Origin of the sequence: Phyllobacterium sp., assembly GCF_037994425.1 — a bacterium.
GTDB lineage: Bacteria > Pseudomonadota > Alphaproteobacteria > Rhizobiales > Rhizobiaceae > Phyllobacterium.
The window spans coordinates 1-12,880 of record NZ_JBBNAM010000356.1; the positions used below are offsets into that span (position 1 = coordinate 1).

Sequence of the window (12,880 nt, forward strand, 5' to 3'; positions counted from 1 at the left end):
CGATTTTCATATCGGCCAATGATCGCGCGCTGCGACTTTCGCGCCTGATTTCCGGTCAAGTGACGCGGGTTGGCGGCGTTGACTTGACGAATGAGACCTACAAAGCCCAACTGAAGGCATCATCCGGGATTACGGTGTATGATCTTACTGCGCTGCGAAATGGTGACAGTCTCAACCACACGCAGTTTGCTACAAGCCCCGAAGTGGTGCGGCTCTTTGGCGAGCGGCTGTTGCGCGGCCAATCCCTTTCTGACGCCGATCCTAACGCAGCCGGGAATTTTGGTGCCACCGCCATCGAAGCCGGCCAGACGATCGGCACCGTGACGGGAGCGGCCCTGAGTGCCCCCATCCGCATTTTTGAAAGCGCCGTGCGTCGGTAGACCCCTCACTTCATGAGGCAAGCGTGTTCTTGTGTATCCTGCCGTCTTTCATGATAACGCTGAGATTCTTCTCTGGCTCGTGCATGAGGGCGATATTCTCAAGTGGGTTGACATCGACCACGAGTATGTGTGCGAACGCACCTTTCTCCACCAACCCGAGCTTGCCCGGATAGGGATTGCGCAGATTGGAAAGGGCAAGAAGCTCGGCATTTGTCGAGGTCGCCAGCCGCAATATCTCTCGGCATTGGAGTTACCAGCGGCTAAGATGCGTGAGCATGGTGCCCTGCCGCGCGGTCATCTGCGGCGAGAATAGCATGTCGGAACCCCACGCGGTCTTGATGTTGTATTTACGCGCAAATTCATAGGCGGTGAGAGTGCCGGCAAATACCTTTGAAGCCGATCCAAGCTCGGACCTGTGAGAGGCACCGAATCCTGGAGCGATAAAAACGGCTGATGCTGAGCCAGATATCCTTGTCCGCCATCAACCGCGCCGTGTCGTCATCCATGAGATGGGCATGCTCGATGCAGGCGGCACCAGCGTTAATGGCCTGCTGTATGGTGTTTGGCGCATAGGCATGGACGGTTACATAGGTGCTCCAGTCCAGCGCAACTGAAATTCCAGCCCGAAGGTCGTCTTCACTGAATGTGGACATGTCCAGCGGACTGCGCGGCGAAGAGACGCCGCCGCCGACAAGCTTGATCTGCGATGCACCCCTGAAGCAGCGGCACGCGCACGCGCATCCTCACCTCGTCGGCGCTATCGGCAATCATGTCGCCTGATTTTTTTCTCAGGCTCAGTTGGGCCGGATTGCGCGGAATCTCTGACAGCATGCGCAAATCGCCATGCCCGCCGGCCGTCGTGATCATCGCTCCCGATGGGAAGATGCGCGTTCCGGTATGCCCCCGTTATCGATCGCTTGCTCGAACGTGAAGACTGATCCGCCGAGATCGCGCACCGTGGTGAATCCGCGCATCAGCGTGCGTTCTGCTTCCGCCGTCGGTGCGGTGAAAATTGAACCCGGATCGCCGGTCGTGGCGATTTGAACGGGGACAGCGGCAAAGAGCGTATGCCAGTGGGCATCAATCAAGTCCGGCATCCGCAACCGGTCGCCGCAATCGATGACGGTGGCATCTGTTGGGGGTGGACTGTTGCTTTTATCGATCGACGCAATCGTGTTGCCTTCGACGAGAACCTGAACGCCGGACCGCGCCGTATCGGTTTTTCCGTCGAAGAGCTTCAGCTGCCGGAACAGGACTTTCAATGGTTGTGCGGGAGCCTGGGCGAAAGTACCAAGCGGTGTTGTGGCAGCGACAAGCGTCGCGGCCATGCCAGACAGAAATCCGCGGCGGGTATATGCTTCAAGGCGAAGGGAACGCGCGCAAGTTCGGGCGATAGGCACAAGATGTTGGTACTTTCAGCGCGAGGTCATCTTACACCAGCAAGATGAATAATTTTCGTCAGGAACTTGTCTCGCACAATCCCACTTAACTCCAATAACAGGGGGATATTGGCCTGGGCCTCGAGTTCGATGCCGCGTGAATTGATCTCGCCCACCCGGTATTGCGCAAGGAAGGGTCCGGTCGGGACATTTTCCGAGCCAGCCGTCGCCAAAGCGCAATTGATCCTGGGCGTAGACGCCGATCTGGTTGCGCTTCAAAACCTGATCGATATAGGGCGTAAACATCGGCCCTTGCGGTGCCCCATATATCGGGTCGACAGCGCTTATCGGTGTTGCCCCGCCGGTTGCCTGGATCTGATCAATATTGAAGTAAGCGCATATCGCTTCCACCTCAGACAGCGTATAATTCATAAGCGCGTTGCTCGGCTTTCTTCCCGATTGGAACGTTAATGAGCATTGAAGAACAAGTCGCCCGGCACTATACGCACGGCTCGCTCGAGCAGGCGATACTGGCGGCGCTGACCGCGAGCGGCAAGGACATCGATAACCTTGCTGCTTCTGATCTTGCGCCGGTTGACGAGTTTCATTTTGGTTGGCTTCCCGCGACCATCGAACTTGGCAAGAGCTTGGGCATCGAACCGAATATGCACCTCCTCGACGTCGGCTGCGGTATTGGCGGCCCGGCACGCTATCTCGCCGAGACCTATGAATGCCGTGTGACCGGTGTCGACGTGACCGACGAATTCATCGATGTGGCATGGGCACTGACAGACCGCTGCGGCCTTGACGACCGGATCGAGTTTCATCAGGCGAGTGCTCTGGCCCTGCCCTTCGACGACGGCAGTTTTGATGCCGCCTACATGATTCACGTCGGCATGAACATCGAAGACAAGCATACCCTGTTTGCCGAAGTTTGGCGCGTGTTGAAGCCGGGCGCGCGCTTTGCCGTCTATGACATCATGCGGCTGCGCGATGCGTCGCTGACTTATCCCATGCCCTGGGCAATGAGCAACGCAACGAGCTTTGTCGAGACACCCGGCTTTTATCGAAAGGCGTTGATCGCCCAAAACTTTGAGATAGAAGCGGAGACGAGCCGGCGCGAGCTGACGTTAAGGCTTGTCAAGGAGATGCAGGAAAAGGCGGCGGTGGAGGGACCTCCCATCCTCGGCGGACAGATAATCATGGGCCCGACGGCCCCGATACGCCTGGCAAATGTATTTGAAGCACTAAAGAACGGCCTCATTGCACCCATTGAGATCGTTGCGCGGGGATAGGTGTCGGCAGGGTCGAAACCGGACGAGCCATTGGGCTTGCGTCTTCACTTCAACGCAAAACCAAAATCCTTGAGGATTTCGCCAAGCTTGTCGCGGTTCTTGAGCGCTTCCTTCGTTGCGATACGCCGGGCCACCTGCTCGGACCAGTCGATCTGCGCCATTGACTGGAGCGTCTGGAAGGCCCGCAAGGTCGCATTATAGTTGTCGCGTTCATCGCTGCTAGGGTTCGGGCGATACTGCTCACGGTGGAGTATGGCTTCCTGCGGCAGACGCGGCTTGGCATCGGTCCTGATTGCCGGATCCGGATAGCCGATCGTGAGGCCGAAGGCTGGAAAGACGAGCGCGGGAAGATCGAGTTCCCTGGCAACAGTGAGCGGATCGTTGCGCAGCGCGCCGATATAGCAGCCTCCAAGACCCAGTGACTCAAAGGCAACCAGGGCATTTTGGGCAGCAAGCGCGGCATCGATGATGCCGAGGAGGAAGCTTTCGACATAGTCCAATCCGTCAAAGGTCGAGCCCTGCCCTTCGGCGATACGACGCAACCGCGACAGATCGGCGAGCCAGACGAGGAGCAGCGGCGCCTGATCGATCTGCCTCTGCTTTCCGGCTACCGCGTTGATTCGTGATTTGCGTTCCCTGTCTTCGACCGCAACCACGCTCCACGCCTGTAGGTTTGACGATGTCGAGGCCGATTGTGCTGCCGCAATGGCAAGTTCGAGGGCTGCGGCTGGCACCGGTTCCGGCAGATAGGAGCGCACACTGCGATGATCGAGCAGGACATCGATGGTCTCTGTTGAAAGCCACGCATTGGAGAGTGGGTGATTTTCGCCGTATCGGTGCTGCAAAAGCCTTTGCAGGCGATCGCGCGAATCTTCATCAATGGCCTCGGCTGCGGAAACGGGCATCGTGGTTACTTTCAATGGTTGCTGACGCGCCAGCGCAAGAGATGAGCTTCGACCTTACCGGCGAGCCGGTTGAGAATAAAGCCGACAAGCCCGAGAATGATCACGCCGACCATGACCAGCGCCATGTCAAAGCGCTCGCGACCAGCAATGATCAACCCGCCAATGCCGGGTCCGACGGCGAGAAAATATTCGGCGCCCACCGTGGCAAGCCAGGCATAGATCAACCCCAGGTGCACACCTGTGGCGATCGATGGCAGTGCCGAGGGCAGCAAGATGCGAACAATGCGCTGGGCTCGCGTGAACTTCAGCGCCTCGCCAACCTCGATCAGATCCCGCGGTGTGTTGCACATGCCTTCATAGGTGTTGAGGACGACCGGGATGAATGCCGCAAGCGCGACGAAGACAATCTTGGCCTTTTCGCCGAAACCGAACCAGATCGAGATAAGCGGAATCCATGCAAGCAGGGAAATCTGCTTCAGGGCGTTGAAGCTGGGCAAGATGAGGCGGTCGGCAGTACGCGACAGGGCAAGGAGCGTCGCAAAAGCAACGCCAAGCCCCGAGCCGGCGAGGAAGCCGGCAATATTGCGAAACAGGCTGAAGCCGAGTTCGCCGACAAGGTTGTTGTCGATCAGTTCGCGTTTTGCCGTCAAAAACACATCCTTGAGCGAGGGAAGGAAGCGCGGGTCGACGAAGCCGGCATGGCTCGAAACTTCCCACAGCACAAGGAGGAGGATCGGGAGTGTCAGACCGCGACGCAGTTTGACCGCCCGCTCGCGGTTACCATGCGGGACCGCCATCAATGCTCCTCCCTTTGCTTCCAGCGCTGCACACGGTCTTCTGCCGCGTCGAACCCTTTGTCCATCAGGAACCCGACAATGCCGATGGCGATCATTGCGACGATCACAACATCGAGCCAGAACATCTGGCGGCCCCAGACCAGGAGATAGCCGAGCCCTTCGGACGAAGCGAGGAGTTCTACGCCCACGAGGGCGGTCCAGGAATGCGTCAGGCCATAGCGGATGCCGGTGAATATGGATGGTGCCGCGCCAGGAAGGACGATCAGGCGCAGCCTCTGCCAGCGGCTGAAGCGCAGCGCATGACCAACCTCGACGAAGTTCGCCGGCACGGAGTGGATTCCGGCTGCTGTGTTCAAGGTCATGGGGACGAGAGCGCCCTTGGCAATGACGATAATCTTCAGCGTTTCACCGATCCCGAAGATCAGCATCAAAAGCGGTATCCAGCCGAGTGTCGGGATCTGGGCGAAGGCAAGGAAGAGGGGTCGCACATAGTCGTCGACGCGTCGTGACAGTCCCATCGCCATGCCGAGCGTAAGACCTGAAGCGGCACCGAAAAGAAACCCGACCACCACCCGCCGCAGGCTGACCCCCGTATGGTAGAAAATTTCGCCTGATAAGATCATCTCTATTGCCGTCGCATAGACATAGGAGGGCGATGGCAGAATCTGTTCGGGCAGCCAACCCTGGCTGGACGCGAGCCACCAGGCAGCAATGAGCGTAAGCGGTAGGATGAGGGCAACCGCAACGCGCACGAGCCCCAGACCGACTTGCCGCAATGGCCGCCTTGGGGTCCGCTCTCGAGCCGGTATCGGCGCCACGGCGGAATTATCGGACAAGAGCGTCATTGCGTCGGCTGCCAAGGGGTGCGGGTCGATCAGGAACCGAGTGGCTTGCCATTGGCGCCATAGGCCTGCCAGAAGTTCTGAAGATTAAGCTTCACCAGCGCAGCTTGCAGAAATTTCGGTTCGAACCATCCATGCGTGCTCACATCGCGGCGGATCAGGCCAAACGTCCTGGCCTTGATGGCCTGTTCCTCATACTGCGAAACAAGAAGATCATCGATCAGGGGTGAATTGCGGTAGGCCAGCGTGTCATTGCTGAAGTAATCCTCGAGGATCGGCACCGGCGTTCCCGACTTGTGCCAGAGTTCGAAAAGGGCAGCACGATTGGGCTCGTCCGATGACCATTGCGCTGCCTTGACGAATGCATCGACGACGCGCTGGGTGATGTCCGGATACCGGTCGATGAAGTCCTGGCGGCCGATGATACCTGCGTTACGGCCAAAGCGCGGGTCATCCCCCTTGGTCGTGTAGATGACCTTGGCGTTACCCTTGGCAGCAAGATTGATGAGCTGCGTATCACCAAATGCCGCATCGATGTCCTGGCTCGTCAATGCCGCGACCGTTCCGGCGCTGTCGAGGTTGATCACCTGGATATCCTTTTCCGAAAGACCATTGGCCTCAAGGATCTTGATCGCCGCCAGATGGCCATTGGTGCCGCGCTGGTAGGCGACCTTCTTGCCCTTCAGCTCGGCGACCGAGCTGATGGCCGCGTCCCTGGCAACGGCAAGGTAAAGCGGCTTTCGGGCACCGCTTGCCAGAAGATACTTCGTCTTCAGGCCATTGGCCCGACCGATCAGCGATGGCAGGTCGCCCTGGTAGGCAAAGTCGAGCTGATTGTTGGCAAAGGCCTCGTTGACCGCGGGCCCCGCTCCCTTGAAGAAGAACCATTCGATCCTGACGTCAGGGTCGCTGGCAAATTCCTTTTCGAGATATTCGCCGGCCCGCGCCGTTGCCGCCGAGGTTCCCTCGGCATAGGGGCGGCTATCGACGCCGATTGCCGCATAACCGACATGGATGGTCAAGGGCTCGGCAACGGCAGGCCTGGCCAAAAGCAGGGCGGCAAATGCGGCCATAACCGTGCGGCGGGTAAGATGCGATAACGTCATTTCAGATCTCCGTCGTTGAAAGAATGGGACGCGCGGCGGGCCGCGCGCCGCCCCTGCCCGTGCCCGCCGTGATTGCCGGGCGCTTCAATGGCACCGGCTTTTTGCTGCTCGTCCCCGGCTCATCGCCGCGGCTCGTGCTGTTGAGAATGTCGAGGACATGGTTGCGGATACTGGCAAGCCGGCCCGAGGTACGTTCGCGCGGATGCGGCAGATCGACGGGCACGATCTTTCTGATCCGCCCTGGGCGCGGCGCCATGATGACGACGCGCTCCCCAAGGTAGACGGCCTCGTCCACATCGTGGGTGACGAGTACCATGGTGATCTTTTCGCGCGCCCATATCTCCTGCAACTCGCCTTGAAGGCGCGCCTTGGTGATGGCATCGAGTGCACCAAATGGCTCGTCAAGAAAAAGGACATCCGGACGGTTGACGAGCCCGCGCGCGATCCCGGCGCGCTGCGCCATTCCGCCCGAAAGCTGGTGCGGGTAGGCCTTTTCAAATCCGGTGAGGCCCACGAGCGCGATCTGCTTGGCGACAAGGTCCTGCTTCTTCCCCTTCGACAAGGGCGCGTTCTCAAGCCCCAGCGCCACATTGCGCTCCACTGTCAGCCAGGGAAACAGGCGCGGTTCCTGGAAGACGATGCCGCGGTCGAGGCTTGGACCTGTGACTGTCTTGCCCGCGTGTTCGATGCGGCCATCATGGCCGGTATCGAGCCCTGCCCCGAGGCGCAGCAATGTCGACTTGCCGCAGCCGCTGGCGCCGACGATGGTAATGAATTCGCCTGCCCGGACATCAAGACTGACACGGTCGAGTGCCGTAAGGTCGGCGCCATTGACACGGAAATGCCGGCTGACAGAACTGATTTTCAGATGCGCTGTGCTGGTCATCGGGATGGTTTCTTTCGCCAAAGGAGGTCGTTTATTCGGCTGCAACCTTGTCTAGCGCCGGGTGCTGCGGCGCGCGCAGGCCAAGATGGCTGCGCAGCGTTTTGCCTTCATATTCACTGCGGAAGAGGCCGCGACGGCGCAGTTCTGGAATAACGTGCTCGACAAAATCTGTCAGGCCGACCGGCAGATGCGGCGGCATCACGTTGAAACCATCGGCCGCGCCCGTCTCAAACCAGTCTTCCATCTGGTCGACGATCTGCCGCGCCGTTCCGATCACTTGCCAGTGGCCGCGCGCTCCGGCGATGCGCAGGTAGAGTTGGCGGATCGTCAGGTTTTCACGCCGGGCAAGATCCACCATGAGCTTCTGCCGGCTCTTGCTGCCATTGGTTTCGGTGACGTCGGGCAGCGGTCCATCAAGCGGATACTTGGACAGATCGACATCGCCGGCCATGCCGTTCAAAAGCGAGAGCCCGACCGCCGGGTGGATGAGCGCCTGTATCTGCTCAAATTTTTCCCTGGCTTCCGCCTCGCTCTTGCCGACGACCGGGAAGATGCCGGGCATGATCTTGAGCGTGTCGGGCGAGCGGCCGTAGCGGGCGAGCCGGCCCTTGACGTCGCTGTAAAACGTGCGCGCATCGGCTGCGTTCTGGTGTGCAGTGAAAATGACTTCTGCGGTACGCGCGGCAAGTTCCCTGCCCGGCTCGGACGATCCGGCCTGAACGATGACCGGGTGACCCTGCGGCGCCCGTGCCACGTTGAGGGGGCCGCGCACCTTGAAATGCTTGCCACGATGGTTGAGGAGGTGTTGCTTGGATGGATCGTAGTATATGCCGCTTTGCTTATCGCGCAGGAAGGCATCTTCTTCCCACGTGTCCCAAAGACCGCGCACCACGTCGGCGAACTCTTCGGCCCGCTCGTAGCGCTGCGCATGGGCGACGTGATGATCGCGATTGAAGTTGTGCGCCTCGTCTTCGCTGGCTGAAGTGACGAGATTCCAGCCGGCGCGCCCGCCGCTGATATGGTCAAGCGAAGCAAACTTGCGGGCGATGTGGTAGGGCTCGTTGTAGGTCGTGGAGGCGGTTGCGACAAAGCCGATCCGGCTTGTCAGCGCAGCAAGCGCCGACAGCAAGGTGAGCGGCTCGAACTGCGCGACGTAGCGGATGGCGGTGCGGCTCAGGGCTTGCGTATCCGTGCCCCTTGTTCCGACACCATCGGCCATGAAGATCAGGTCGAACTTTGCCGCTTCGGCAATCCGGGCAAGCGTGGCATAATGGGCAAAGTTCGAGCCGGCATCAGCTTGCGCCTCTGGATGACGCCAAGCCGCGATATGATGCCCCGTCGGATAGAGAAATGCTCCAAGTTTGATCTGATCCGTTCGCTTGCTCATCGATCCGCCTTTCGTTCACTGCTGTAACAAAAAGCCTAGGCCGCAAATTTTAATCTCGACAGAAATGGTATTCTTTAAAAACGCGAGTCCGGAGTTTTATTGATTTCAGGCAAATTGCGCAGCGAGGTTGATTTTCGATAGGCGTCTGCCCGCGTCCATCCAATGATTGCCCGCATCGCCGACCGCATATCATGGTAAACTGAAGTTTAAGGGGGGATGATGGACCGCAACGATCACGACGAGCATCTCATTGAAACGGTGTTTCGCAACGGCACTATTACGGTCGTCGGTGTCGTCCTGTCATTTTCCCTCGGGTTCCTGACCCAATGGGCCAGCAACCCCATACCCTGGACAATCGCCGATTTGCCGACCCTCTTTCTCATATCGATCGGCGTGGGCCTGCAGCTGCGTTCCCTGGCGCTGCTGCTCAGAACCGAATCCTTGAAGAAATCCGTCTATGACCGGGCAAGCCGCTACTTCCTCAGGGGGATCGTCACGACGGGATCGGGCGTGTTTGTAGCGATTGTCATCGATACGGTCCGCTTGCTCTCCGAGCGTCAGCCGATCCTGAAGAACCTCGCCGCCTTGTTCTTGCCTTGAGGTAACAATCGCCGATTGGGGCGCTGCACTTGACCCGCTTCGTTAAAGTTTTAGTAAAGTTAAAATAAACATTAATATAAATATATGTATCCCAAATAATAGTGCGTTTATTACCAAGCATGTTAAGATTTCATCAACCATGTTTAATTTGACCACAAACGGGCGTGACTTTAGTTCGAAACGGTTAAGCGAATTCACGCCAGCAAACGACATCCGGGATACATGACCATGAGCAATCTCTTCGCACGCTTCCTCAAGGACGAATCTGGCGCAACGGCCATCGAATACGGCCTGATTGCAGCCCTGATCTCGGTCGCCATCATCGCCGGCATAAGAACGCTGGGTGGCAACTTGAGCTCGACCTTCAACCTCCTCGGCACGACGATGCCAGATGCTGGCAAGTAGTTTTTTTAAGGAGGGTTCGCATTGATCGGCAAGGCTCTTTGGCTATTTTCCGTTTGAATAAAGCCGTAAAGTTGCGTGTTCCTCACAAAGTTCGGTCGTTGGGAGGAATTGATGGAAAAATTGCAGGCTCCGATCGCGCTCGTTGCGCGCCTTTGTCTCGCCTATATTTTTGTCGTTGAAGGCTGGGGCAAAATCTCGGCCTATGGCGCAACAGCAGGCTATATGGAAGCAAATGGTGTATCACCCGGCCTACTGCCACTCGTCATTCTGACCGAGCTTGGCGGCGGACTTTTGATCGCGGCGGGCTTTTTGACACGCTATGCAGCCCTCGCGCTTACCGGGTTTTGTCTCCTGACGGCGCTCCTTTTCCATAACGATTTCAGCAATCTCGAACAGGTGATCAACTTCAACAAGAACATTGCCATCGCCGGCGGGTTTCTGGGCCTGGTCGCGTTCGGTCCGGGTGCATGGTCCCTCGACGCACTAAAGGGTCGCGTCAGCCAAAACTCGAGGTCTTGAGGAATTCGGCAAGGCGTTCGGTTTGCGGCTTGTGGAACATTTCGCGCGGGTTGCCCTCCTCGCCGATGCGTCCCTTGTTCATGAAGATGACGCGGCTCGAGACCTCATAGGCAAAGCGCATTTCATGGGTGACAAGCAGCATGCTCATGCCATCCTGGGCCAGGGCCTTAATGACTTGCAGGACTTCGTTAACGAGTTCAGGGTCGAGCGCCGAGGTGACCTCGTCGAAAAGCATGAGCCTCGGGTTCATCGCGATCGCGCGGGCGATCGCCACGCGCTGCTGCTGCCCGCCGGAAAGCTGGCCGGGAAAATGATCGGCGCGTGAACGCAGGCCGACGCGGTCGAGCCATTTGTCGGCGATGGAGCGCGCTTCCTCCTTGCTCAGTTTCTTTACCTTCATCAGCCCGAGCATGATATTGCGTGCGGCGGTCATGTGCGGAAAGAGATTGAACTGCTGGAACGCCATGCCCGTCAGCGCCCGCTGGCGGGCTATTTCCTTTTCCTTCTTGCGATGACGCTGGCCGCCGACCATTTCATAACCGATCTCCTCACCATCGATGCTGATCGAGCCGCCCTGGAATTCCTCCAGCATATTGATGCAGCGCAGCATCGTCGTCTTGCCTGAACCGCTCGAACCGATGATGCTGATGACATCGCCCTGCGCCATGGTGCAGTCCACGCCCTTCAGCACTTCGACATCGCCGTAGCTTTTGTGGAGATTGCGTATTTCAAGAAGATTTGACATCGAAAAATGCCTTACGATGGAACGGCGGTCTTACGTTCGACATAGCGGCCGAAACGCTCGATGGCGTAGTTGATGACGAAATAGAGAAAGCCGGCAAAGAAGTAGAACTCGAGGCTCATGAACGAGCGCGAGATCAGCTCCTGTGTGCGCAGCAGAAGTTCGGCGACGCCGATGATGGAAAGAAGGGTCGATGCCTTGACCATTTCTGCCGCCGTGTTCACCCAGGCCGGCAGAACTTGGCGCAATGCTTGGGGCCCCAGAACATAGGCGAAGGTTTGCGGGAAGGTCAGGCCGATGGCCTTGGCGGCCTCGGTCTGCCCCTTGGGGATCGACTGCAGCGCGCCGCGCACGATCTCGCCGACATGGGAGCTGCAAAACACTGCAAGCGCAAGGATGCCCGCCTGAAACGGACCAAGGTCGAGCCCGATGGTGCCAAGAACGTAATAGCTTGCAAGAACGAGCACCAAAACCGGTGTCCCGCGAATGAAATCCGTATAGCCGCGCACTATCCAGCGCAGCGGTCGCACGCCATAGGTCAGGGCGAGCCCGACGAAGATGCCGAGCAAAGTGCCAAAACAAATGGCCAGAAGGGAAATGGAGATGGTGACGCCGAGGCCCTTCAAGATCGGCATGCGCGCAAGCCAGAGGACATCGAGGAAATGGGCAATATCCATCATCTCACCGCGGCACAGACAGGCGACGCTCGACACCGCGCATCAGCGCGGCGAGGATCGAACAGGTGAACACGTAAAGGCAGCTAGCAACAATCCAGGTCTCGATGACGCGGAAGCTCTCGACGTTGATCTTGCGCGCCTCGAAGGTCAGTTCCGGCACCGCAATCGCAGCGGCGAGCGAAGTATCCTTGAACAGCGAAATGATCGTACTGCTAAGCGAGGGCAGGACGTTGCGCAACATCAGCGGCGCAATGATCGAGGTACGGATCTGCATCTCCGTCAGACCGATGGCAAGCCCGGCTTCGCGCAGACCGGGCGGTATCGACAAAAGCCCGGCACGGAATACTTCCGCCAGATAGGCGCCCGAATAGAGCGCCAGCGTGAAGACGAAGCTCTCGATCTTGCCGAGGCGCAATCCGAGCTGCGGCAGCGCGAAATAGCTGAACAGTACCAGCACCAGGATCGGCGTGTTGCGGATGATCGTGACGTAGGCGCCGGCCGGGCGCTTGACGAGGCCATTCTTTGATATCAGCCCGAATGCGGTGATCAGGCCGATGATGGCGCCGATGAGGATAGCACCGAAGGCAAGGGCGAGGCTGAGTGCCAGCCCTTGAAGCAGAAGGTCGAAGCTGCGCCAGACGGCAGCGAAATTGAGCGTATAACCCATTGCGTTCCTGCTGGGTGGAACCGCGGCAAAATGCGGCCCTTTAAAGGAAACGGCCCCGAACTGGTCCGGAGCCGCCTATAAATCCGATTATTTGTACTCGACCGGGAAGCCGATCTGCGGCGGGGTGAGATCCTTGCCGAACCAGGTTTTGAACGACTTGGCGTAGAAATCAAATTCAACGCCGGTCATCGCTTCGTGCAGGGCAGTGTTGACAAAGTTCAGCCAATCCTGATCGCCGCGCTTGACGCCGCAGGCATAGGTCTGCGGGTTCCAGCCATAGCCCGCATCCTTGT

The 12,880-nt window shown here is 58.5% G+C and carries 18 protein-coding genes and 1 pseudogene; 5 read left to right on the top strand and 14 right to left on the bottom strand.

Annotation, left to right across the window (positions count from 1 at the left end; all coding sequences use genetic code 11):
• Positions 1 to 380 (top strand): alpha/beta hydrolase (locus AAAB35_RS23670; protein WP_340670733.1); only part of this gene is annotated, 380 nt, incomplete at its 5' end.
• Between the two features lie 10 nt (positions 381 to 390).
• Here AAAB35_RS23670 and AAAB35_RS23675 read toward each other — a convergent pair.
• The 4 genes from AAAB35_RS23675 to AAAB35_RS23690 form a co-directional block, all read right to left on the bottom strand.
• Positions 391 to 612, bottom strand: coding sequence for a hypothetical protein (locus AAAB35_RS23675; protein ID WP_340670734.1), 222 nt, complete (start codon positions 610 to 612; stop codon positions 391 to 393).
• Positions 613 to 739: 127 nt separating this feature from the next.
• Positions 740 to 1,033: a hypothetical protein gene (locus tag AAAB35_RS23680; RefSeq protein WP_340670735.1), complete on the bottom strand. Its 294-nt coding sequence runs from the start codon at positions 1,031 to 1,033 to the stop codon at positions 740 to 742.
• The gene (locus AAAB35_RS23685; protein ID WP_340670736.1) at positions 1,017 to 1,247 is read right to left on the bottom strand and encodes a hypothetical protein; all 231 of its coding nucleotides are present in this window, start codon (positions 1,245 to 1,247) and stop codon (positions 1,017 to 1,019) included. Before AAAB35_RS23685 ends, AAAB35_RS23680 begins: the two co-directional genes overlap by 17 nt.
• Positions 1,244 to 1,708 carry a hypothetical protein gene (locus tag AAAB35_RS23690; RefSeq protein WP_340670737.1) on the bottom strand — a complete coding sequence of 155 codons (465 nt, stop codon included), beginning with the start codon at positions 1,706 to 1,708 and terminating at the stop codon, positions 1,244 to 1,246. Before AAAB35_RS23690 ends, AAAB35_RS23685 begins: the two co-directional genes overlap by 4 nt.
• Before the next feature lie 521 nt (positions 1,709 to 2,229).
• Between AAAB35_RS23690 and AAAB35_RS23695 the strand changes: the two genes are divergently transcribed.
• Positions 2,230 to 3,054, top strand: a complete 825-nt coding sequence (locus tag AAAB35_RS23695) for a class I SAM-dependent methyltransferase (protein WP_340670740.1) — start codon at positions 2,230 to 2,232, stop codon at positions 3,052 to 3,054.
• A gap of 44 nt (positions 3,055 to 3,098) precedes the next feature.
• On the opposite strand, the gene AAAB35_RS23700 is transcribed toward AAAB35_RS23695, so the two are convergent.
• Genes AAAB35_RS23700 through AAAB35_RS23725 form a run of 6 tightly spaced genes read right to left on the bottom strand, consistent with a single transcriptional unit; the run spans position 3,099 to position 8,977 of the window.
• Positions 3,099 to 3,959: an NADPH-dependent oxidoreductase gene (locus AAAB35_RS23700; protein WP_340670741.1), complete on the bottom strand. Its 861-nt coding sequence runs from the start codon at positions 3,957 to 3,959 to the stop codon at positions 3,099 to 3,101.
• A gap of 11 nt (positions 3,960 to 3,970) precedes the next feature.
• Positions 3,971 to 4,756 (bottom strand): ABC transporter permease, encoded by a 786-nt coding sequence (locus AAAB35_RS23705; RefSeq protein ID WP_340670743.1) that lies wholly within the window; start codon positions 4,754 to 4,756, stop codon positions 3,971 to 3,973.
• Positions 4,756 to 5,601: an ABC transporter permease gene (locus AAAB35_RS23710; protein ID WP_340670745.1), complete on the bottom strand. Its 846-nt coding sequence runs from the start codon at positions 5,599 to 5,601 to the stop codon at positions 4,756 to 4,758. Before AAAB35_RS23710 ends, AAAB35_RS23705 begins: the two co-directional genes overlap by 1 nt.
• 29 nt (positions 5,602 to 5,630) lie before the next feature.
• The gene (locus AAAB35_RS23715; protein WP_340670746.1) at positions 5,631 to 6,704 is read right to left on the bottom strand and encodes an ABC transporter substrate-binding protein; all 1,074 of its coding nucleotides are present in this window, start codon (positions 6,702 to 6,704) and stop codon (positions 5,631 to 5,633) included.
• A gap of 1 nt (position 6,705) precedes the next feature.
• Positions 6,706 to 7,590 (bottom strand): ABC transporter ATP-binding protein, encoded by an 885-nt coding sequence (locus AAAB35_RS23720; protein ID WP_340670747.1) that lies wholly within the window; start codon positions 7,588 to 7,590, stop codon positions 6,706 to 6,708.
• A gap of 31 nt (positions 7,591 to 7,621) precedes the next feature.
• Positions 7,622 to 8,977 carry an LLM class flavin-dependent oxidoreductase gene (locus AAAB35_RS23725; protein ID WP_340670748.1) on the bottom strand — a complete coding sequence of 452 codons (1,356 nt, stop codon included), beginning with the start codon at positions 8,975 to 8,977 and terminating at the stop codon, positions 7,622 to 7,624.
• Between the two features lie 216 nt (positions 8,978 to 9,193).
• On the opposite strand from AAAB35_RS23725, the gene AAAB35_RS23730 reads away from it, so the two are divergent.
• From AAAB35_RS23730 to AAAB35_RS23740, 3 genes are all read left to right on the top strand, one after another.
• Positions 9,194 to 9,577, top strand: a complete 384-nt coding sequence (locus tag AAAB35_RS23730) for a hypothetical protein (RefSeq protein WP_340670749.1) — start codon at positions 9,194 to 9,196, stop codon at positions 9,575 to 9,577.
• A gap of 228 nt (positions 9,578 to 9,805) precedes the next feature.
• Positions 9,806 to 9,982, top strand: a complete 177-nt coding sequence (locus tag AAAB35_RS23735; RefSeq protein ID WP_340670750.1) for a Flp family type IVb pilin — start codon at positions 9,806 to 9,808, stop codon at positions 9,980 to 9,982.
• Between the two features lie 111 nt (positions 9,983 to 10,093).
• Positions 10,094 to 10,501: a DoxX family protein gene (locus tag AAAB35_RS23740; protein ID WP_340670751.1), complete on the top strand. Its 408-nt coding sequence runs from the start codon at positions 10,094 to 10,096 to the stop codon at positions 10,499 to 10,501.
• Here the strand turns inward: AAAB35_RS23740 and AAAB35_RS23745 are convergent.
• The 4 genes and pseudogenes from AAAB35_RS23745 to AAAB35_RS23760 all read right to left on the bottom strand — a co-directional run.
• Positions 10,479 to 11,246, bottom strand: a complete 768-nt coding sequence (locus tag AAAB35_RS23745; RefSeq protein ID WP_340670752.1) for an amino acid ABC transporter ATP-binding protein — start codon at positions 11,244 to 11,246, stop codon at positions 10,479 to 10,481. The two genes, AAAB35_RS23740 and AAAB35_RS23745, sit on opposite strands and share 23 nt — an antisense overlap.
• 11 nt (positions 11,247 to 11,257) lie before the next feature.
• On the bottom strand, positions 11,258 to 11,920 hold the full coding sequence (locus tag AAAB35_RS23750; RefSeq protein ID WP_340670755.1) for an amino acid ABC transporter permease: 663 nt from the start codon (positions 11,918 to 11,920) through the stop codon (positions 11,258 to 11,260).
• A gap of 4 nt (positions 11,921 to 11,924) precedes the next feature.
• The gene (locus AAAB35_RS23755; protein ID WP_340670754.1) at positions 11,925 to 12,587 is read right to left on the bottom strand and encodes an amino acid ABC transporter permease; all 663 of its coding nucleotides are present in this window, start codon (positions 12,585 to 12,587) and stop codon (positions 11,925 to 11,927) included.
• An 87-nt stretch (positions 12,588 to 12,674) separates the two neighbouring features.
• A pseudogene (locus AAAB35_RS23760) lies at positions 12,675 to 12,880 on the bottom strand (ABC transporter substrate-binding protein); the annotation flags it as partial.